The 20,174-nt window shown below is 47.5% G+C and carries 18 protein-coding genes and 1 pseudogene; 3 read left to right on the forward strand and 16 right to left on the reverse strand.

Going from position 1 to position 20,174, the window contains the following annotated elements:
- Positions 1-47: 47 nt before the first annotated feature.
- The 10 genes and pseudogenes from EHV15_RS31520 to EHV15_RS31565 all read right to left on the reverse strand — a co-directional run.
- Positions 48-643, reverse strand: a pseudogene (locus tag EHV15_RS31520) (carbohydrate ABC transporter permease); the annotation flags it as partial.
- Positions 644-1,044: 401 nt separating this feature from the next.
- Positions 1,045-1,947, reverse strand: coding sequence for a transposase (locus EHV15_RS31525; protein ID WP_128634739.1), 903 nt, complete (start codon positions 1,945-1,947; stop codon positions 1,045-1,047).
- A 280-nt stretch (positions 1,948-2,227) separates the two neighbouring features.
- A complete protein-coding gene (locus EHV15_RS31530; protein WP_246061847.1) occupies positions 2,228-3,841 on the reverse strand; it encodes a hypothetical protein in 1,614 nt (537 codons plus the stop codon).
- Positions 3,842-4,040: 199 nt separating this feature from the next.
- Positions 4,041-4,730 carry a Crp/Fnr family transcriptional regulator gene (locus EHV15_RS31535; protein WP_128634741.1) on the reverse strand — a complete coding sequence of 230 codons (690 nt, stop codon included), beginning with the start codon at positions 4,728-4,730 and terminating at the stop codon, positions 4,041-4,043.
- Positions 4,731-4,877: 147 nt separating this feature from the next.
- A complete protein-coding gene (gene arcC / locus EHV15_RS31540) occupies positions 4,878-5,840 on the reverse strand; it encodes a carbamate kinase (protein ID WP_128634742.1) in 963 nt (320 codons plus the stop codon).
- Positions 5,841-5,877: 37 nt separating this feature from the next.
- A complete protein-coding gene (gene arcD, locus EHV15_RS31545) occupies positions 5,878-7,293 on the reverse strand; it encodes an arginine-ornithine antiporter (RefSeq protein WP_128634743.1) in 1,416 nt (471 codons plus the stop codon).
- Positions 7,286-8,290, reverse strand: coding sequence for an ornithine carbamoyltransferase (gene argF / locus EHV15_RS31550; protein ID WP_128634744.1), 1,005 nt, complete (start codon positions 8,288-8,290; stop codon positions 7,286-7,288). The genes arcD and argF overlap by 8 nt, the downstream gene beginning before the upstream one ends.
- A gap of 24 nt (positions 8,291-8,314) precedes the next feature.
- Positions 8,315-9,547: an arginine deiminase gene (gene arcA, locus EHV15_RS31555; RefSeq protein ID WP_128634745.1), complete on the reverse strand. Its 1,233-nt coding sequence runs from the start codon at positions 9,545-9,547 to the stop codon at positions 8,315-8,317.
- 294 nt (positions 9,548-9,841) lie between these two features.
- Positions 9,842-10,294 carry an arginine repressor gene (gene argR / locus EHV15_RS31560; RefSeq protein ID WP_128634746.1) on the reverse strand — a complete coding sequence of 151 codons (453 nt, stop codon included), beginning with the start codon at positions 10,292-10,294 and terminating at the stop codon, positions 9,842-9,844.
- 164 nt (positions 10,295-10,458) lie between these two features.
- The gene (locus tag EHV15_RS31565; protein ID WP_178076003.1) at positions 10,459-11,271 is read right to left on the reverse strand and encodes an alpha/beta hydrolase; all 813 of its coding nucleotides are present in this window, start codon (positions 11,269-11,271) and stop codon (positions 10,459-10,461) included.
- A 136-nt stretch (positions 11,272-11,407) separates the two neighbouring features.
- Between EHV15_RS31565 and EHV15_RS31570 the strand changes: the two genes are divergently transcribed.
- A complete protein-coding gene (locus tag EHV15_RS31570; protein ID WP_128634748.1) occupies positions 11,408-12,289 on the forward strand; it encodes an AraC family transcriptional regulator in 882 nt (293 codons plus the stop codon).
- A 108-nt stretch (positions 12,290-12,397) separates the two neighbouring features.
- On the forward strand, positions 12,398-13,729 hold the full coding sequence (locus EHV15_RS31575) for a glycoside hydrolase family 27 protein (protein ID WP_128634749.1): 1,332 nt from the start codon (positions 12,398-12,400) through the stop codon (positions 13,727-13,729).
- A gap of 191 nt (positions 13,730-13,920) precedes the next feature.
- Here the strand turns inward: EHV15_RS31575 and EHV15_RS31580 are convergent, their stop codons facing one another.
- Positions 13,921-14,865 (reverse strand): ArsR/SmtB family transcription factor, encoded by a 945-nt coding sequence (locus EHV15_RS31580; RefSeq protein ID WP_178076090.1) that lies wholly within the window; start codon positions 14,863-14,865, stop codon positions 13,921-13,923.
- Between the two features lie 173 nt (positions 14,866-15,038).
- On the opposite strand from EHV15_RS31580, the gene EHV15_RS31585 reads away from it, so the two are divergent.
- Positions 15,039-16,529 carry a glycoside hydrolase family 43 protein gene (locus EHV15_RS31585; RefSeq protein WP_128634750.1) on the forward strand — a complete coding sequence of 497 codons (1,491 nt, stop codon included), beginning with the start codon at positions 15,039-15,041 and terminating at the stop codon, positions 16,527-16,529.
- Between the two features lie 89 nt (positions 16,530-16,618).
- On the opposite strand, the gene EHV15_RS31590 is transcribed toward EHV15_RS31585, so the two are convergent.
- The 5 genes from EHV15_RS31590 to EHV15_RS31610 form a co-directional block, all read right to left on the reverse strand.
- The gene (locus tag EHV15_RS31590) at positions 16,619-16,915 is read right to left on the reverse strand and encodes a DUF3139 domain-containing protein (protein ID WP_128634751.1); all 297 of its coding nucleotides are present in this window, start codon (positions 16,913-16,915) and stop codon (positions 16,619-16,621) included.
- Positions 16,916-17,492: 577 nt separating this feature from the next.
- Positions 17,493-18,194 carry an RNA polymerase sporulation sigma factor SigK gene (gene sigK / locus EHV15_RS31595; RefSeq protein WP_124332545.1) on the reverse strand — a complete coding sequence of 234 codons (702 nt, stop codon included), beginning with the start codon at positions 18,192-18,194 and terminating at the stop codon, positions 17,493-17,495.
- Positions 18,195-18,326: 132 nt separating this feature from the next.
- Positions 18,327-19,055, reverse strand: coding sequence for an ATP-grasp domain-containing protein (locus EHV15_RS31600; protein ID WP_128634752.1), 729 nt, complete (start codon positions 19,053-19,055; stop codon positions 18,327-18,329).
- Positions 19,056-19,065: 10 nt separating this feature from the next.
- Positions 19,066-19,548 (reverse strand): hypothetical protein, encoded by a 483-nt coding sequence (locus EHV15_RS31605; protein WP_128634753.1) that lies wholly within the window; start codon positions 19,546-19,548, stop codon positions 19,066-19,068.
- Entirely contained in the window at positions 19,529-20,167 is a 639-nt protein-coding gene (locus EHV15_RS31610; protein ID WP_128634754.1) for a hypothetical protein, read from the reverse strand. Before EHV15_RS31610 ends, EHV15_RS31605 begins: the two co-directional genes overlap by 20 nt.
- Positions 20,168-20,174 lie beyond the last annotated feature (7 nt).

Consider the following 20,174-nt stretch of genomic DNA (forward strand, 5'->3'; position numbering starts at 1 on the left):
TCCCCACACTTTCTTTAGCCGTCGTCCAGCTCATCTATTTGACCATGTCAGCCTTTTACCGCGCCAAGCATCACGCCGCTTACGAAGTAACGCTGCAGCCACGGGTAAACGAGCAGAATCGGTACCGTTGCGAACATGACGCTCGCCGACTTCAAGCCTTCCGGAACAAGCCTGGAGACGGCACCGGCGCCTTCCGCCTCCAGAAGATCGGAAGTCATATTGTTCTGGATGAGCTGGTACAGCTTGAGTTGCAGCGGATAAAGCTCCGGGCTGTTAATGTACATGAGCGTATCCTGAAATCCGTTCCACCGGCCTACCGCATAGAACAAACTAAGCGTCGCGATAACCGGCAGCGACAGCGGCAGGATTATGCTGAGCAAAGTCCGAAAATGGCTGCTGCCGTCAATTTCCGCGGATTCCTCCAGGCTCTCCGGAATATTGTTAAAGAAGGTAATCAAAATAATTAAATAAAAAGGATTGATAAGTCCCGGAAGCACAAGCGCCCAGATCGTGTCCAACAGGTTCAGGTTGCAAACCTAAATATATTCCGGATGATGCCGCCGCTAAAGAACATCGTAATGACCACGATCGTCATAAACAGCTTGCGGCCATTCAGCTTTCTTTTGGACAAAGGATAGCCTGCGGCGAAAACCGATCGTGGCAAGAAACACAGAGGGGCGTTGAAAGCTTGAGGATAGGGAAGTGGGGTGGGCGGCAGATCAACACTCGCTGTCCGAAGACTTTGCACGATTATCCCGTTTAATCAGGTTACAGAGAGAAAGACAAGCTCAAGAGAAAAAATATTTGGTGGAGAAGCAGATAGGTTCGAGATAATTTAAACGGGTTTAGGAGAAGAAATCAGGTTTAGAGGAGGTGAAACAGACCGGACAGGAGATCAAGGACAAGACGCGAGGGAAATGAAAAGACCGTGATTTTGCTGTAGCCTGAACTCTTCCGTCTGCAGCAACGCCCGCACTGTTCATGCTCACCCCCACCCATCAAGTTGATCCACATCAAACTCCCCCCACCGTTCCAGCGTTTCGATCAGGCTGCAGCCGCAAGGGGCTGGTTCGGTTGGCGCGCGATTAGCCGGCGGTAAGGGATCGCAGGAATCTCCACACACATGCGCAGCAACTTTTGCCGCATCGTTTCTTCCGCTCCGGGCAGGCGCAGCGAACGGCGTATGGTGTACTCGTTCAGGTACGCCTGCAGATGCTTCAGTCCCAAGGCTATATATGTACTCTTCAGCGATTCCCACGCCTCTCTCACCACTTTCCGCAAGGGCGCATACAGCCGAAAGGGGAGGGGGAACGACTCTACCGCCGATGTGCGGACATCCACATGCCCGTTGATGAACGCGGTTAGATCGTGACAGTTTGCTCTTTTTTCGCCTCCCCGCTTATGCGGCACCAGGCGGATTTTGACCTGCTCCGGCTCGCCCGACTCTGTTACCGTGCAGCCGGCTACGACCGCCGAGGCATACGGATGCGTAAGCTGAAAGCGGGACGGATTACGCCCATACTGATCGCTATTCACCTTCACGTCTCCAGAGAGCAGCTCCCGGGCATCGAACTCTAGGGCGGCATGGCGTATTTTGTGCAGCATCAACCAGGCGGTTTTGTAGGTGACCCGGATCACCTGGCGCAGCCGCAGCGCCGAGATGCCGCCCGGGAGCAGGAACAAATCCAGGGCCTCGAACCACTTGAGCAAGGGCAGACGCGTTCCTTCAAAAATCGTGCCGACCAAAGGCGATGTTTGATGCTTGCACTTTCCGCACTCGAACAAAGGGATATGCCGGGAAGTCAGACGGCTGCACCGGGTGTGAGCGCAGCGCGGGCAGACGAAGCCGCTTGGCCACTTCATCGCGATCAGCGCCTCCATGCAGTCCTGCTCGCTGTGGTAACGGCTGGTGAATGGTTGAAGTTCCGTTCCCGCATTGATCTCCATGTTTGCTCGCCCCCGAATTAAGAATATACGAACATAAATTCCATATATTTCATTATACCAAACGTACGTTCCTTTATCAAGTCGAAAATCTCACCTGAACCGCCTCATTTTTTCCCTCTCTTTTTCTTATCTCTTTTTTTGCACCCCTTGCTCTAGCCCCACTGCTCCCTGAACGAAAGGTATAATCGTGCAAAGGCAGGCTGCAGGCAGGGACACCAAGACACGAACCCTTTAGACACCCCCCTCACCTGGCGTCGGCATGAGCGGCATGCGCTGGCGATCAATCTCCGGACTGCAGTTCAAGCTTGAGGTCCATATGCTTGCCCGTAAATCCCGGGCGATAAGGATAAACGATCTCCACGCAGCCGTCCCGTTCCCGGACGAGCGGCTCCGGAGCGTTCGCCTCGACGCGGATCGACAGCCCCGGGAACACCCATTTTGCAGGCGTAATTCCCGCGGCGGATACCCCCGGCCCGCACACCTCGAAGCAGACATCGAGCGCTTTGCCGGTGGCAAGCGTTACGGCTGCGGTCAACTTGCCCCGCGACGCTTCCGCATCCACATAATAGCCGCGCAAATGCGTATTCCAGCCGCCTTCCGGTTCCCTGCGGATTAACCGCAAATAATAGCGACCGCCTGAGTCGTTCCGCCAATGTATCGTCGCCGGATGCAGCTGGCCGTTGGTATTCCGGCTTCCCGTTAGTGCGCCGATCATGAGATTCCGCTCAATCCAAGCTGTCGCTGTGCACACGAACCGGTTCTCTCCCGGCTGATCCCGTTCACACAGCTCGCGGAACCGCCTGGTAACCAGGCGATCCTCCTTGTGGGCCAGCAGCATCGGCTTCACATGTTCCGGCACGTCAGCGCCGACGAGCGCAATCATCGGGTCATGGCCTGTCTCGCAATTGACGCCCGCCAAATGCTTGAAACTCTCGCCAAACGCCAAATAGAGAAACACGCCCAGCGAGCTGTGAGCGGTCATCTCCATCTCGTAAGCCCGGGCAAAGGGGCCAGCCATATTTTCAAGATGAGGGTTGTAAAACAACGCAATGTTTTCCCAAAGTCCTTGCTCCACTGTACGCCCCATCGCTTTGAACTTCTCCGTCCGGGCATATTTCCGGATCATCCCGAGCACGGTGAGATCAACTCCGTAATAAGTCGTAGAGTTGAATTCCGCAAGCGTGCCGAATTCCGCAAAGGCTTCCAGGAATCTCGCGGCTTCCCGGTCGGCATGCCGGATCCAGGCCTCATTGCCGTAGCGACAGCCGTAATAATGGACGATAAAAAGATGCATCAGCTCGATATTCGTGTTCATCGGAACCACGTCCGACAGCCGGCGGTCGATGGAGCCGGCGACGGCCTTTTTCATCGCTTCATCCATGCGGATGACCAGTTCCCCTGGAAGCTGCTGCTCGAAATGCTCCAGAATGGCCGCAAAGGCGCTGGCAATAAACTCTCGCCAGTTCGGATCATAGGTTTGCCAAACCGTAGGAAGCACCTGACGGGCGGCGTTCGCAAAAACCTCCTCCACCCGCCTCCACTGCCCGTTCCCGGCGCCAAGCTCATCCGCCAGCTTAGCGGAAATCGCCTCCAGCGTGCGGGCCATGTAATACGCAAAGCCCGGGCCGAAGCTTTTCCACGGAAAGCTGCCAGCTGGAGGCTCCGCCGCTTCCGGCGAGGTTTTGAAAGTGCCGTGGTAAATTTCATCCGGACGGTCAAGCTGCATCTCCAGCACTTTGTTCAAAACCGCACAGGCTCTTTCCAGGTCTCCTGCGCCGTTCCTGATCAGCAGGCCAACAGCATAATGGGCGCTGCCGCGGGTGGAGTGCCGCTTGCCCCCGCCATCCTCCACGTTCCACAGCATGTGCATCTCTTCATCATAATGGATGTCCATCTCCGCCATGGCCTGCCGCACTAAAAACAGTCAGTATGGCAGCGTCTATCGGCCGGAGGCAATAAACTAGTTTCCGCTCGATAAACCGGAAGCCCAGTCCTATAAACGCCAAGGAACAAACCGTTGTCGTGCAATAAACATTTTTCACAAACATCTTCCCGCCCCGAATAAAATACGACAGCCGAAATCCGCTATTCGTTCATATCGAGATTTTCTCGAAATAAGCGGGGTCATGTATTATAATTTTTTTACCTGATACGGTGATAATATGATCTTTCTTTAACTGATTTAACACGCAGCTAACCGTTTCTCGTGACGTTCCGGATATTTTGGAGATTTCGATGGTTGTCAGTGGACACGAAATGACAATCTCTTCACCGTTTTGTTCCCCTAAATCCTGTCTTAAATAATTAAGTGACTGAATTACCCGATCCTGTGCATTGGGTGTTGTAATATATTGAACACGATGTTCATGAAGTTTTAAGATCAAAGAAAACTGCTGAACAACAAATATTAATTGCTTTTGATTGGCCTTCAACATATCTTCAAAAATCGCCGCAGGAATATAATACACATCTACATCTGTCAAAGCTTCCGCCGAGTAAGTATATCTTTTATCCGTAAACATACCGCCGTAAGGAAAAATTGAAAATCGTTTTACATAATCCTCATAGAGTAAATTTCCGCTTTGATTGACCCGCTCTAACTTTACAAAGCCATCCAACATAAGGTAGATTCGTTCCCTTGAATCCCCTTCCAAAAATAAAAATTGACCCTTCTTATAAGTTCGCCAATAGACAAACTCCGTTATGCTTTGTAATTTTTTTTCTGTTAAATCAGCAAATAAGTCAAACTGTTTTAAATTTTCAACCACATTCCTTTTATTCATAAATACACCTCTCTTGTTGTATAATGGAATTAATTAGAATTTTATCATAAACCGGAAATCATCAATGAAACAAGCAGGCCGAATTCGGGAGTAAATATGAGCCCAAATTCGACCATTTTGATTAAAAGTAGTATTTAAAAATCTTATTTATGCATGCACAGGTCCCTTTTGTTTAGAAATAACCGTACCCGTTTTTCCTTCCAATGCTTCATTGACTTTGTCTAGAGAGGTAATAATAGCTTTTCGTTCTGAATTTGCATTCACAAAATTGATGGCAGCTTCAATTTTGGGAAGCATACTTCCCGCCGCAAAATGTTGTTCCTTTACATATCCTTCTAATTCATCAACGCTTACAGACTCTAACCTTTTTTGATTTGGCTTATTGAAATTCACATACACAAAATCCACTGCCGTTAAAATGACAAGCGTATCGGCCTCTACTAATTCAGCTAATTTCTGAGCGGCGAAGTCTTTATCAATCACCGCTTCGGTCCCCGTTACTCCTTCTTTAGCATGAATGACCGGAATTCCGCCGCCGCCAACAGCAATGACGATATTCCCGGCCTTTACCAAAGAATCGATCACTTTATATTCAAGAATGCTTACAGGCGTTGGTGACGGTACAACCCGTCTCCATCCTCTTCCTGCGTCTTCTTTAAATACTACTTTGGTTTCCTTCATTAACGCTCTTGCTTCGTCCTCTGTATAAAAAGGCCCGATTGGTTTTGTGGGGTTATTAAAGGCTTCGTCTTTTTCATCAACGACCACTCGGGTTACGATGGTTACCACGTCTTTATTTATATTTTGTTTTCTCAATACTTTCGCAATCGCATTTCCCATCCAATAGCCGATCATGCCTTGGCTCATCGCACCGCAAGTATCCAACGGCATGGCGGGCGTTTTTTCCGATTCGGCCGCCTTTTGCTGCAATAAAATATTCCCCACTTGCGGGCCGTTCCCATGGACAAATACGACATCCACATCATTTTCTATAATTTTCACAAGTTGTTCCGCCGTTTTTTCCAATGCTTCTTGCTGTGCCTTTGCCGTAGCATTACCGGATTGTATCGCATTTCCGCCTAGTGCCACTACAATTTTTCTTCGTGTCATATTTCAACCCTCCAATAGTTTTTCATTTCCAAAAACTTCAAATCGTAATGTTCCCCGTAACTAATTCATAGATGGTGAATACTGCCAAAGCAGCAATAGCAACGGATAAGATCAGTTCCGCCCGAGTAAAGATCCGCTTGGGATGATTTTGCTTTTGCAGCTTATAATAGATGAAAATGCCAGGTGCATATAAGGTCATGGCCAATAACAAGTAATCCAGCCCAGCCGCATAAACCAACCAAATTCCATAAATACTTGCGACTATACCAATGATTATATTGATGGTTCGGTCTTTTTCTTTGGATCGCAAGCTATACTTCAATTGATAGAACGCCGAAAACGCATAAGGAATTAAAATAGCTGAAGATGCTAGAGAAAACGCAAAATTATACGCTTGATCCGAAATCATGAAAGTTAATAAAAACAGTTGAATTAAACCATTGGTAATCCATAATGAGTTTACAGGAGCTTTATTTTTATTCTCTTTTGCAAACCATTTTGGAAATACACCATCTTTAGCGGCTAAATAGGGAATTTCAGATGCAAGCAAAGTCCACCCTAGCCAAGCGCCTGAGGCGGAAACAACCAAACCCAGGTTAATAAATGCAGCGCCCCATTTTCCAACAACACTTTCAAATAAATAGGCCATAGCCGGATTTTTTAACTGGGCAATATCCGCTTGCTGCATCAGCCCGAGAGATAATAATGTAATCAACACGTAAATAATAAGTGTGCCTATCAATCCAATGACGGTCGCTTTCCCGACATCACGTTTATTTTTGGCGCGGCCGGATAAGACAACAGCCCCTTCAACACCAGTAAATACCCAGAGAGTTACAAGCATTGTGCTTTTAACTTGGCTGCCTACCGCCCCCCAAGCAAAAGTACCGCCTTGTCCCCAAAATCCGTCTATGAATATATCGATTCGAAAAGCAAAGATTCCCACAACAATAAACACAAACACAGGTACTAATTTCGCGATTGTAGTTACTAAGTTGATAAGCGCTGCCGATTGTACGCCTCGTAAAATCAGCAGGTGAACACACCAGAGCAATATGCTCGCCCCAATAATCGAGGCTATATTTTGCCCCCCATCAAAAATGGGAAAAAAATACCCCAACGCACTAAATAATAAGGTCGCGTAAGCTACATTGCCAAGCCAAGCGGCTACCCAATACCCCCATGCGCTGTTAAATCCCATAAAGTTTCCAAATCCAGCTTTGGCGTAGCTAAAAATACCGCCATCCAAATCCGGTCTTTTATTAGTTAAATTCTGAAAGGATAATCCAAGCGCAATCATACCGATTCCTGTGATAATCCACCCGATAATAATCGCTCCGGCGCCGGCTTCTTTGGCCATATCGCTTGCCAGGTTAAACGCTCCGCCGCCGATCATCGAACCGACAACTAGAGCCGTTAGTGTAAATAATCCTAATTTCTTATCTTCACCCATTGCGCTCACTTCCCAAAGTAGCCGCTAAAACCGCTTTAATGGTATGCATTCTATTTTCCGCTTGATCGAATACTTTGGAATGCTTGCTGCGGAACACCTCATCGGTGACTTCCATTTCTCTCAATCCATGTTTTTCGTAAATTTCTTTGCCATACGCGGTTTCCAGATCATGAAAGGCAGGCAAACAATGCAAGAAAATCACATCACTATTCCCCGTTTCTTTAATCATTTTCCTATTTACTTGATAAGGGGAAAGCAGTTCAATACGTTCGGCAAATTTATCTTCTTCCCCCATCGATACCCAAACATCCGTGTAGATTACATCCGCGCCGAAAGCGGCCTCTTCAATGCTGCTGGTTACCATGACCCGGTCGCTAAATTTTTTGGCCAAATAAACGACTTCTTGTGCCGGCCATAATGATTTTGGCGCACAAATCCGAACTTCCATGCCAACGATTGAACCGCCGACCAATAAGCTATTGGCCACATTGTTCCGGCCATCGCCAACATAAACGAGCTTCACATTCCGCAAGTACCCTAAATGTTCCCGGATGGTTAACAAATCAGCGAGCGTTTGGGTGGGATGCCATAGATCCGTTAGACCGTTCCATACCGGTACACCCGAGTGCTGAGCTATTGATTCCACTGTTTTATGGGCAAAGCCGCGGAACTCGATGCCGTCAAACATCCGGCCTAACACTTTCGCCGTGTCTTCTACGGATTCTTTTTTGCCGAGCTGGATATCACCTTTACCCAAATACTCGGGATGTGCGCCTAAATCCGTACAAGCTACTGTAAAGGCACACCGGGTGCGAGTAGAAGTTTTTTCAAATAAAAGAGCTATATTTTTTCCTTCCAAATAACGATGGGGAATGCCGTTTTTCTTCTTCTCTTTTAAATCCCCCGCCAAATCCAGAAGATACAACAATTCCTCTTCCGTAAAATCGATCTCCGCCAGAAAACTTCTGCCTTTTAAGCTTGAACTCATTTTTCCCATATTTATCCCTGCTTTCTCCGTAATTTAAATATCTTTGCGAACGATTGGCATGCTCATGCAACGCGGGCCCCCACGGCCACGGGATAATTCCGAGCTCAATATTTCAATGACCTCGATGCCGTGTTCACGCAATAAGGCGTTTGATACATAGTTGCGGTCATACGTAACAACTACTCCCGGCGCAATGGCCAATGTATTGGATCCGTCATTCCATTGTTCGCGAGCCGAGGCGATTTCATCTCCTCCTCCGCAAGGAATGAGAACCAAATCCTTTAAGCCCAATACCTCTTTTAGCGATTCCATTAAAGAAGTGTGGCGGGTAATATTAAGCGTTTCTTCATCCGGACCTTGCTCCAAAACATAAATGTTCATATTACCTTGCGGTCCCTGGATCGCCGGATGAATGGTAAATTTATCATAATCAACCATCGTAAATACGGTGTCCAAATGCATAAATGCGCGGCATTTTGGAATTTCTATGGCTAGCACTCGCTTGAACTTTTCTTGGCGGCTAAATAGATTTAGGGCTAAACGTTCGATGGCTTTAGCTGAAGTGCGGGCAGACACGCCAATGGCAATCGTTTCTTCATTTAAAATAAGCTCATCGCCGCCTTCGATGGGAAATTGATAGTTGCGATCCAGCCAAACCGGCACATGATGACCGGCAAATCTCGGGTGATGATTGATAATGTACTCCATAAACAGTGATTCACGTCTGCGTGCGGTTTCTCTCATTTTATTAATCGTTAATCCATCGCCAATGACCGCTGCGGGATCACGGGTAAAATACAAATTCGGCATGGGAACCAAATAAAATGGGGAATGATCCTCGATAAATTCATAGAGTTGTATTTTCTTGCTGGTTTCAATTTCGTTTTTCCGTACCCCGCTCATTATTTTTTGAACTAAATCTTCATTGGCGAAGGAAAGTAAATATTCTTTTAAAATTTGCTGTGAAATATCTCCTTCAGCCCTCGCTTCCTCTAAAACACGATCAACAAATTCTTCTCTCAATTTCTTATCCGCCAATGCCTCAGCCGCGAGTTTTTCCAAATAAAGAACTTCAATTCCCCGATTGCGTAATGTTTGGGCAAAATAATCATGTTCTTTTTGAATCACCGGCAAATAGGGGATATCGTCAAATAATAATGGCTGTAAATAATCCGGCGTTAAGTTTTCCAATTCCTGTCCAGGGCGTTTTAATAAAACCGTTTGTAATTCCCCAATTTCCGAAGCAACATGCATGGGATGCTCCATTTGATGTACCTCCTTTGTATGCTTTGATGTTTACAAAGACATCATAAAGGGTCCATGCTTTCCGCCTCGTGAAAACGCCAGCATATTTGTCGTGAAATATTGCACAATTTTATTTTTAAAATCATAAAAATCTGTATTTTTATAAAAGATTTTTCCATTTTTTTTGCGAAACCTATTTTATACTGCGCATATATGATGAATAACAAGTAAAAGAGCGAAGGAATGCCCGTTTCAGGCAGCCTACGCTCTTTTCAAGTAATCTCGTATTCTCACTTAACAATCTACCAGCTCATTTTATCTAAAAATCAAATTAAATCTTTCTTCTAAAATCTTTCGCTCCGATCGGGTCCGGGAAATGACAAGACAGGTATCATTCCCGCATATACAACCCGCCATTTCTTTCCAATTTAGATCATCCAATAAAACACCGATAACATGTGCATTGCCAGGCAACGTTTTAATAATCGTTAATTGATCAACATAATCAATCCTTACAACAACTTCTTGCAACTTCCTCTTTAACTTCAAATCCGTTTGCAAAGGCATTTCTGAAGAAACATGATATATCATAAATCCTTTCGGAGAAGCTATTTTGATTAAATTCAGCTCACGGATATCCCGTGAAATTGTAGCTTGCGTTACCATCACATCTTGTTCTGCCAACAATTCTACTAATTTCTCTTGGGTTTCTATTTCATATTCGCTCACCAATTGCTTAATTAATCGTTGTCTTTTTTCTTTTTTCATAGAAAGACACTCCTTTATATATTTATAGCATTATCACAATCTTGCTCTAATTTTCTATTATTTGCTATTAAGAGGGATACAGAAATTCCACATCATACCTTGTCCCGAAATAAAAAAAGGCTGCCATGCTTTTACACATGGCAACCTGCGGGAATTATAACCGCTCAATATTCAAATGCAAACTGCCGGCCCAGCCACTCCAGGCAGAGCGGAAACCAGGTGGCGAGATGATCGTCGGGATCGCCTACCTCCGTGCTGCACATCGACATGCCGTGTCTGCCGTTCTGGTAGAGATGGCATTCGAACGGTACGCCGGCTCGCCGCAGCGCTGAAGCGAACAGCATGGAATTTTCCACCGGCACGGCAGCGTCCTCCACTGTATGCCACAAGAAGGCCGGCGGCGTCGAAGCGGTTACCTGTTTTTCCAGCGAAAAAGCCGCTTCTCTTTCCGCCTCATTCCATCCGGGACCCAGACGTTCAATGGACCCCCGGTGCGCAAACTCACCTGCCGTAATAACCGGGTAACACAGCACCATCGCATCCGGCCGGCCTTGTTCGCCTTTGCCGCCGGTGGCCTCCTGCAGCTTGGAATGGTCCCATAAGGTCCCCGACGAAGCCGCTACATACCCGCCTGCCGAAAAACCGCAAACGGCGATCTTGTTGGGAATGATACCCCACTCCGCGGCGTTTTCCCTGATTTTCCCGATTGCCAGCGATATGTCCATGACGGGCCGCAGTTCGCTCGCATCCTCGCGAATGGAATAATACAACGTAAACACATGATATCCTTTGGCAAAAAAAGCCGCAGCCGGCGGGTCCGCTTCCCGCGGGGAGAGCATTTCAAAGCCGCCGCCGGGGCAGATCACCACGCAGGGCCGCTCCAAGCGGTTGCCCATGCTTTCTTTTTCGATATCGTGCAAATAACCGACCAGTCTGGCCCCGCTGCCGGGATTCGGGTTCAAGTTAACGATCCTCATTTTTGCCGCCCCCATCTCGAAATTTTTTCATAGTCTATTATACTAAGTTCAACGGGATTTGTTAGGAAGAATGTAACAGGATTCAAAAACTCATCGTTCCAACCACTATGGAGCTTTCACTCTAAGGAGGACATTTATGGACATCCCCAAAGGCACCTACGGTTTTCGGTTCGCGGAAGATAAGGAGCTCCAGTTATGCAGATTATTTGCGGCGGGCTGTGATTCCATCACCACTGCTTCTTATCGCTGGGACGGACTGGAGCGGACCGATGGGCCCCTCCTGCTGTTCCAATACACCCTCTCCGGCGAAGGCGTATATGAGTCGGGGAACCGGACTCACCGCGTCACCGCCGGGCAGGCTTTTCTCGCGGAAATTCCGGGACCCCATCGCTATTATTATCCCCCGGAATCTAAAGAGCCTTGGGATTTTCTGTTCCTGCTGTTCCGGCCTGATCTGATATTACCCCATTGGCGTAAGTTCCTGCGTGAAGCGGGGGAGGTTCCGCATCTGCCGGCAGACTGTGCGCCAGTCCGGTTATTGCGAATGATTGTGGCCGATGCGGCAGCGGGCAGAATCAACGATCCCCTGATCGCGTCGTCTTGCGTCTATCAGTTTGTGACCGAACTGGCCAGACTGCAGGTCACAACGCTGCGGGATAGGGAGAATTGGCCGGAGAACGTGAGGCGCGCAGCTGAATTTATAGAGCACAATTATTCACGGATGATCAGCATCGATCAGCTTTCCGAGTATGTCTCCCTGTCCAAATACCACTTGATCCGCCGGTTTTCGGCCAGCACGGGCTTGACGCCCGGCGCTTACTTGACCCGCGTCCGCACCGAGAAAGCGATGGAACTGCTGCGGGGAACCGGCCTTAACATTGAGGCCATTGCCGAGCGGATCGGCTACTCCAGCGGAAGTTATTTCATTAAAGCGTTTCGCGGCTTGACCGGGCTTACCCCGGGAGAATTCCGCAGCGGGGGTGAAAGCCTTGCTTATCGCAAGCTGTTCTTCGATTGACCGCAATATTGTACTATCGGCTTTCAAAATTACTATAGATATTGCTAATCTCCTTTATTATGATGAACATGTCAAGAGCAATAATTAATCAGTAAAGGAGATTAACAAATGGATCATAAGCTTGCAGCGCCTACTCCGCCGCTTGGCTGGAACAGTTGGGACTGCTACGGCGCGGCCGTAACGGAAGACGAGATTCGGGGCAACGCGGAATACATGGCGAAGCATCTCAAAGCATTCGGCTGGAGCTACATTACCGTCGATATTCAATGGTACGAGCCCTATGCGAATTCCTCCCAATACAGGCCGTTTGTTCCGCTCGTGATGGATGACTATTCCCGGCTCATGCCTGCTGAAAACCGTTTTCCCTCCGCGGCGGGCGGCCAAGGCTTCAAGCCGTTAGCCGATTATGTACACAGCCTTGGACTGCAATTCGGCATTCATATCATGCGCGGCATTCCACGGCAGGCTGTTCACGCCGCCGCTCCAATCCTGGGTACGTCCGCGACGGCACGCGATATCGCGCATACGAACTCGATCTGTCCATGGAATACGGATATGTACGGCGTGGATGCCTCGAAGGAAGGGGCACAGGCCTATTACGATTCTCTCTTTGAACTATACGCCCAGTGGGGAGTCGACCTGGTGAAGGTGGACGACATAGCAGCTTCCAAGCTGTATGACACCCATCAGCCGGAGATCACTCTGATCTCCAAAGCGATTGAACGCTGCGGCCGGCCCATGGTGCTAAGCCTATCTCCCGGCCCCGCTCCGGTGGCATACTCTGCGTTCTTCGCCGAGCATGCCAACATGTGGCGAGTCACGGATGACTTCTGGGACCAGTGGCCGCTCCTGCTGGATATGTTCGACCGTTGCCGGGTTTGGCAGGGCATACCGCAGGCAGGTTCCTGGCCGGACTGCGACATGCTGCCGCTCGGCCACATCGGCATTCGCTCGGTGGATGGCGGGGGTTCGGACCGCTGGACCCGGTTCACGCGCGACGAGCAGCTAACGATGATGTCGCTCTGGAGCATCTTCCGCTCGCCGCTCATCTTTGGCGGCGAATTGCGGGACTGTGACGACTGGACACTGTCGCTGCTTACCAACCGCGAGGTGCTGCGCATGCACCGGGAGAGCCGCGGAGCCAAGGAAGCGTTACGCCAAGGAGATCTCATCGTCTGGACGGCCGAAGACGCCGAAGGCTCCCGCTACGCTGCCGTATTCAACATCGGCGAGAGCCCGCTACCGCTGGACCTGGCCCTTCAACAGATCGGTCTGACAGGTACCGCCGCAGGCACCGAGCTATGGAGCGGAGCGCCGGCCGAGCTTACGGCAGGCGTGCTGCGAGCCACTGTGCCGCCGCACGGGGTGCGTCTCTATCGTTTTTTTGAAAATACAGCAATAAGAAAAATCCCGCCACTGGCGAGGTCTTTTACCGTGTAACCCCCTATAGGGTTCCCCGCATGCTGCCTTTGCACGATTATCCCTCTCATTCAGGGGTAGGGGTTGATACCATACCGTCGGAGAATATTTCTCTGCTACCTGATCAAACGGAATAATCGTGCAAAGCGTCCGGACAGCGAGTGTTGATCGCAAGAAAAACGTCTATCGGCGTTACTATCTGGCCCTGACTTTTACCTTGGTGTGCCAACTGCATACTTGCAATTATTGGGGCCGTTAAGATACGCACGGATGACAATGTCTTGATCGTGATTGCCGAATCCGGAACCATACAACGTCAATCCCCCTACGTTAACAGCCTGCTCATCCACCGCGAAACGAAGCGTCCAGAACGGCTCCCGCAGCCTGATATCCGCGAGGGTCACCTCCGACATCCGTTCATCATCCATAAATGTACCCGACGCATCAATGCGGATCGTCTTCAATAACCCGTATTGATTCACATTCCGATGCCACCATTCGGGTGTAAATTTACCCCGTGCAGCTCTTCCGAAGTCAGCCGGACTTGTCCATGTGCCAAGGGAGATCCCGTTAAATATGAACTCAATATCCGAAGGCCAATAATCTCTTAAACCTGGAGCTTCCGAAGCGATCTCCATGGAGATTTCGATGGCGTCCGCGGTTTGATCGGCCAGCAAAAAGTTAGGCATTTTGTATTCCACATAACCCCGCCCAAACCACAGAATGGCGGCCTGAACCCGCTCGGGATCGAGAAAATAGCGCGGATCGTCCCAAACTCCGATTTCTTTCTCGCGCGTACCAAGCCCGCATGTGGGATGAACTTCAAAAGCGGTGTAATGACCGACGGAAATACTCTGCTCTCTGACCTTTGCAGTGTGACCGGCAGACGGCAGCTCAATCTCGACGGTTTTTTGCTTGAGGAAACACATTTTGTGCGTCCCCCCGTTCAGCCGTACCCTGCGGCTTCCGATGAGCCCGGCTCGTTCGAGTTTTCGGATATGCATGGTAACGATCGAGGGGCTAAGTTCCAACCGATCCGCAATATCCTTCACATTCATCTCGCGATCGGCAAGGAGACTCATCATTTTCCATCGGACTTCACTGGCCAACGCTTCGTATAACGGCATAAATTTCGTTTCCCCATTTGCTTTAATGATCATCATAATCTCCTAATCGAATCTATTAAATTCACATATATATTAATTTAAAAGATTTAACATGAACCTTCAAGCTTAATCCATTGCAAGAACTTAAGCTGTGGTGTTTAATTTCCTTAGCTGCCAATCACATTAGATTTATATATATGTGAATTTATGAAAGAGGTGGAGATATGAAATACAATAACCCGGTCATCAAAGGATTTTATCCCGACCCCAGCGTATGCAAAGTAAAAGATACCTATTATCTGGTATGCAGTACCTTTCAGTACTTCCCCGGCGTTCCGATTTTTGAGAGTAAAGACCTGATTAACTGGAAGCAAATTGGTTTTTGCCTAACCCGAGAGAGTCAGATTCAGCTCGGCAAAGTGGGCAGTTCCGGCGGCGTTTTCGCTCCCACGATCCGGTACAACAACGGGAGATTCTACATGACCACGACCAACGACACCACTCGTCAGAATTTTTATGTTTGGACTGACGATATTTACGGTGAATGGTCCGAACCGATCTATGTGGATCAGGGGGGAATCGATCCCGATTTGTATTTTGAAGACGGAAAGGCCTTCTTTATGAGCAACGGGAAAGACGATAACGGGATCGGCGGGATTGTTCAGTGTGAAATTGACATTGAAACAGGCGGCAAGCTGTCGCCAAGCCGTTCGATTTGGCGAGGAACAGGCGGGCGATATTTGGAAAGCCCGCATATGTATAAAATCAATGGCCGGTATTACCTCATGGCGGCTGAAGGCGGAACTGAATATGGACATATGGTCACTTATGCACGGGGAGACTCCATCTCCGGTCCGTTCGAGGCTTATCCGCACAATCCCGTGCTGACCAATCGCAATCTGGGCGGTTATGAGCTGCAGGGGGTTGGCCATGGCGATCTGATTCAAGATAACGACGGAAATTGGTGGATGCTCCATCTGGGCTTCCGGCAAATCGGCCAATGGCTTACCTACCATCATCTAGGACGTGAAGTTTTCCTTACGCCGGTTACTTTTGACGAGGATGGCTGGTTTACGGCAGGACATAACGGCACCACCCTTACGAGTTTTGAAACCGACCGGATCCCAAGTGATGTCATCCAGCAGGAGAAAAAGATCTTTACATTCGAGAACACGGAGTGGAATCTGGACTGGTGTTATCTCCGTCATCCTGTTGCAGAGAACTATCAATTAGAATTCGATAAGGCAACGCTTAAAGGAACCGAAGTGACACTGGATGTTCCGGCATCCCCAACTTTTATCGGCATTCGCCAAAGGGACTTCAACGCGGCAATCTCTTGCGATGTACAGCTTACAAGTGGAGAAGCCGGCATCACACTTTATATGGATGAACATCATCATTATGATTTGGCTGTACGTAAAGATGAGCACGGGTATAAAGTGATCGAGCGCCTGAATATCGGTGATATTAAATCCATTGAATATGAAGTAGACCTAGGAAACGACGACCATGCTACTCTGATGATACGGGCAAGTCATGAGCGTTATAGTTTCCTCATTCGCGCAAACGGCAAGGACATCCTCTTAGGCACGGCACAAACCAGATACCTTTCCTCTGAAGTTGCGGGGGGATTTACGGGCGTACTCATCGGTTTATATGCGTATGGGGAAGGCTCTATGGCTGAGTTTTCAAAGTTTAATTGCGAATATCTCTAAAAAATGAAAGCCGGTTACTCAGGATGAACCTGGGAACCGGCTTTCATTGTAAGATGCACATTCATATTTTCCTACAATGTATTACTACTTTATTTACCTTTAAGTTTATCGAGTTGTTTCCATTCCGACTTACCTAAATCCGTAAAAAGATAGACAACATCCGGTTCATTCTTGAATCTTACATAAACAGGGTATTCGGGCATTTTGCTATGCCGAGCTTTAATGCTAATAATATCAGACTTCGCATAGCCTTTTTCATTAATCAGGTAATCTTCCAGACTTCCTTCCAATGCTCTGAGTTTCAAATTGTCACGGATAAAGAAAATCGATACAGCCAAAATAACAATTGCAGCAATAATAATCAGAACTTTTTTCTTCCTAGTCATTGTACTGTATGTTTTCCTTTTCTTGAATATTTTTTATATAGATCTTATGATCTATGTTCCATTTCAGCATTAAAGCAGCGTTAATTATTTAGAAATATTCGACTTCAAAGGTTAAATAATGCACGAATGATGAACTATTAGTAAACTGAATCGGTAAAATATAGGTATTATAGGTGTCGTCGAAATTCAGGTCAGTTATATCTATTCCCTCTCCATAATAATATGCCTGCCATAAAAATTTCGAGCAATAATTAGGACTGATGGTTGAAAGTTTTGAAATAGGATTAATTAGATAATCACTAACCTTAGTATCATATTTTGTAATTAATTTTTGGAAATAACTCTCTTTTATAGAAACTACTTAAATTTGTCACATTTTCTACGTTTAAACAGAAACTAATATTCTTGTTTTCCAAGAAACTTACCGCCAGCCAATCGATTTAAGTAATTGTTGTTTTGGCTCGATCAGGAGTGACAAAACCGTTCCGAAATCCACCCTTTAAAATAGTAAAACCGGTTACTCAGGATGAACCTGGTAACCGGCTTTAGTTGGGGCGGTGTTATTCTATAGTGGCCCTCACTTCTTCTGCTTATAAAACTCATGATAAAGCTTCATGAGCGCTCTTTTCTCAATCCGCGATACATAACTCCGGCTGATCCCCAGTTCCTTAGCGATTTCGCGCTGGGTCCGTTCTTCTCCCCCATGTTCCAGCCCGAACCGCCCTTTGATCACTTCCTGCTCCCGCGCGTCCAATATATCGAGGTTCCGGTATATTTTGCTCTTTTCCATTTTGAGCTGTACCCGATCCACCACGTCATCCGCTTCCGTCCCCAAAATATCGATCAGGGTAATTTCATTGCCTTCCTTATCCGTCCCGATCGGATCATGCAAAGATACGTCCTTGCGCGTTTTTTTCAGCGATCTCAAATGCATGAGAATCTCGTTTTCGATACACCGTGCCGCAAACGTTGCCAATTTTGTGCCTTTTCCCAGACGGAAGCTTTCGATCGCTTTGATCAGCCCGATCGTGCCGATCGAGATCAAATCCTCCAGATCCTCGCCGGTGTTGTCGAACTTCTTCACGATATGCGCCACGAGCCGTAAATTATGCTCAATCAAAATGTTGCGGGAGACCGCGTCCCCTTCAGCCATCCGCTGAAGATGCTTCGTTTCTTCCTCCTCCGTGAGCGGCTGGGGAAACGCGTTGTTTTTCACATAAGAGACGAGCAGCGTCAACTGTTTGATGAACAGTGCTATGGCGGTAAACAATCCTGGCATAGATGACACCTCCTGCTGAATCACATGGCAATGAAAATAAACCTGCTTCATTTTGGGTCATTTCATTGTATGTGGGCAGAGGCCCAACCGTGCCTGTACGGGAGAGAAAAGAATTCACCTTTTCCATTCTTTCTAGAAATTACATTCATCATCTGTATTCGTTAATTCGGCCCATCTTGCAGACAATAACTTCGCATAGTCTATAGAAAATAAACCATAATGCCCAAGTGCATACCCATCATTAACTTCGATTAATAAAGTTTCCCCTTTATCCGTCAAGCCGATATCTACCGCGTAGCCTTTTGGAGCAGACTTGAATTGTGCAACTATGTTTTGAACGATTTGATGATCAAAATGCAGTCTCCAGTCTCCTCTGTACCTGCGAACATCCAAGATCTGTCCATACCTCACGAAGCATCTCCACTCCGCTGCGAATTTGACCACTTCGGAACATAAGATTTCAGGATCTTCACCGTACGTCCCGATTCCCATAAGTTCTTTCGTACTTCGAACCACAACGCCTGTAAACTTCTTATCCTCAACCGGCTTAATAAACACGTTCCAATTCTCGGGATTATTGGCGACCACACTCAGTTTTGATTTCCATACTTTCCTTCCCAGATACGCTGCCAATTCTTCAGGATAATCGATCTCAGGCACGGCAATATCATATTTGCGAAGCATCGATCTAACGTCAGCGACATAACTAACAACAATATCTTCTTTTTGATGATCGGACAATTCATTTACATCCTGAAAATAGCATAATTCAAAGCCCATTTGTTTAAATCCGTCATAAGCGGCATAAAAATTATGATTCGCAATTTCATGGTCTGCGCCTTTCTTTAGGTATATCTTCACGAAACGCCACCTACCTTATACTGATTTTCTGTGTCCGGTAAACGATCATAAAATCGCTGTCCGTCTCCGCAGGGGCAATCAAAGAATCACCGCTAGTAAGGAAGTACGGATCATCTAAGTCGATGATTAATTTCCCGGGGTTTTCATCGGATATAACATTGTAAACCAGAAAAAGTTGATCGGCCGATTCGGGCACTTGGCTTCGGTTTATTTTTACGGCAATCGGATCATCCCAGTCTACTTCAAGGCCATTGTATTCTTGCTTGGGGTAATTCACGCGGTAAACATTACTGCTCAGCAGCTTGTAGTCATATTGCTCTTCTCTGTCTGGAGCCAAAGCACCATAGTCGGCCCCGGCAAAGGGATCGTCTTCCGTCAGCGGACGAACGGAAAAAACGACATCTTCGGAAGTTTGAAACTCCACATTTTGCAACATAGAGGCCAGGCTAATCCCCTCTCCGACATCAACATATTCAAAATGGTTTTCTTTCACTTTCAACGGTTCCATATCGCTTTCGGGGTTGATCCTGATTCGCCTTGCCGCCTTTGAAGAAAACCTCCAGTTCCAAGCCGAAATTGCCGCCCTTCAAAAAAGTCTCCAAATCGCCGTCATATTTTTGCTCCAGCGTAAAATAATCGATACCTCCGTGGTCAAGTTCGCTGGAGATGCTGTACTTTTGGACGTAATACTCATCAGTTACTTTAAATTTGTCAATCAGCTGCTCTTTAATATCGGCTTTGATCCGTTCGGTTTGATAATTATCCGAAAGTACATTTTTAAACTCATCGCTGTACCGATTCCATGTGGGTCCGGCCAACACTCGAAAAGAGGTACCATTAGACTCCAAAGTAACCGCTCCGCTTTTGGGAACTTCACGCTTAAAAACGGGAATCGGCCCGTTTAGCCCAGCATAGGACAGCTTCACTTCCACCACTTTCGCGTCGTTCATCCCGTATTTTTCCATGACGTAAATTTGAGCTATTTGGGCCAGCTCTTTTTTCACCCGCTTTTCCTTCGTCTCCCTCGAGCCGGAGCATCCGGTGACAATGATACAAACCGTTAAAATGATCACTATGATGCAGATGGTTTGAAGTGCCATGTAACTTTTCATTTAAACA

The sequence above is a fragment of the Paenibacillus oralis genome (genome assembly GCF_003863965.1).
GTDB lineage: Bacteria > Bacillota > Bacilli > Paenibacillales > Paenibacillaceae > Fontibacillus > Fontibacillus oralis.

Excerpts from the sequence above, each read along its gene's own strand:
- EHV15_RS31590 (WP_128634751.1), bottom strand. The coding sequence starts at position 16,915 with ATGACTAGGAAGAAAAAAGTTCTGATTATTATTGCTGCAATTGTTATT.
- arcD (WP_128634743.1), bottom strand. The coding sequence starts at position 7,293 with ATGGGTGAAGATAAGAAATTAGGATTATTTACACTAACGGCTCTAGTT.
- arcC (WP_128634742.1), bottom strand. The coding sequence starts at position 5,840 with ATGACACGAAGAAAAATTGTAGTGGCACTAGGCGGAAATGCGATACAA.
- argR (WP_128634746.1), bottom strand. The coding sequence starts at position 10,294 with ATGAAAAAAGAAAAAAGACAACGATTAATTAAGCAATTGGTGAGCGAA.
- EHV15_RS31585 (WP_128634750.1), top strand. The coding sequence starts at position 15,039 with ATGAAATACAATAACCCGGTCATCAAAGGATTTTATCCCGACCCCAGC.
- EHV15_RS31535 (WP_128634741.1), bottom strand. The coding sequence starts at position 4,730 with ATGAATAAAAGGAATGTGGTTGAAAATTTAAAACAGTTTGACTTATTT.
- argF (WP_128634744.1), bottom strand. The coding sequence starts at position 8,290 with ATGGGAAAAATGAGTTCAAGCTTAAAAGGCAGAAGTTTTCTGGCGGAG.
- EHV15_RS31570 (WP_128634748.1), top strand. The coding sequence starts at position 11,408 with ATGGACATCCCCAAAGGCACCTACGGTTTTCGGTTCGCGGAAGATAAG.
- EHV15_RS31565 (WP_178076003.1), bottom strand. The coding sequence starts at position 11,271 with ATGAGGATCGTTAACTTGAACCCGAATCCCGGCAGCGGGGCCAGACTG.
- EHV15_RS31525 (WP_128634739.1), bottom strand. The coding sequence starts at position 1,947 with ATGGAGATCAATGCGGGAACGGAACTTCAACCATTCACCAGCCGTTAC.
- EHV15_RS31610 (WP_128634754.1), bottom strand. The coding sequence starts at position 20,167 with ATGAAAAGTTACATGGCACTTCAAACCATCTGCATCATAGTGATCATT.
- arcA (WP_128634745.1), bottom strand. The coding sequence starts at position 9,547 with ATGGAGCATCCCATGCATGTTGCTTCGGAAATTGGGGAATTACAAACG.
- EHV15_RS31530 (WP_246061847.1), bottom strand. The coding sequence starts at position 3,841 with ATGGACATCCATTATGATGAAGAGATGCACATGCTGTGGAACGTGGAG.
- sigK (WP_124332545.1), bottom strand. The coding sequence starts at position 18,194 with ATGCCAGGATTGTTTACCGCCATAGCACTGTTCATCAAACAGTTGACG.
- EHV15_RS31575 (WP_128634749.1), top strand. The coding sequence starts at position 12,398 with ATGGATCATAAGCTTGCAGCGCCTACTCCGCCGCTTGGCTGGAACAGT.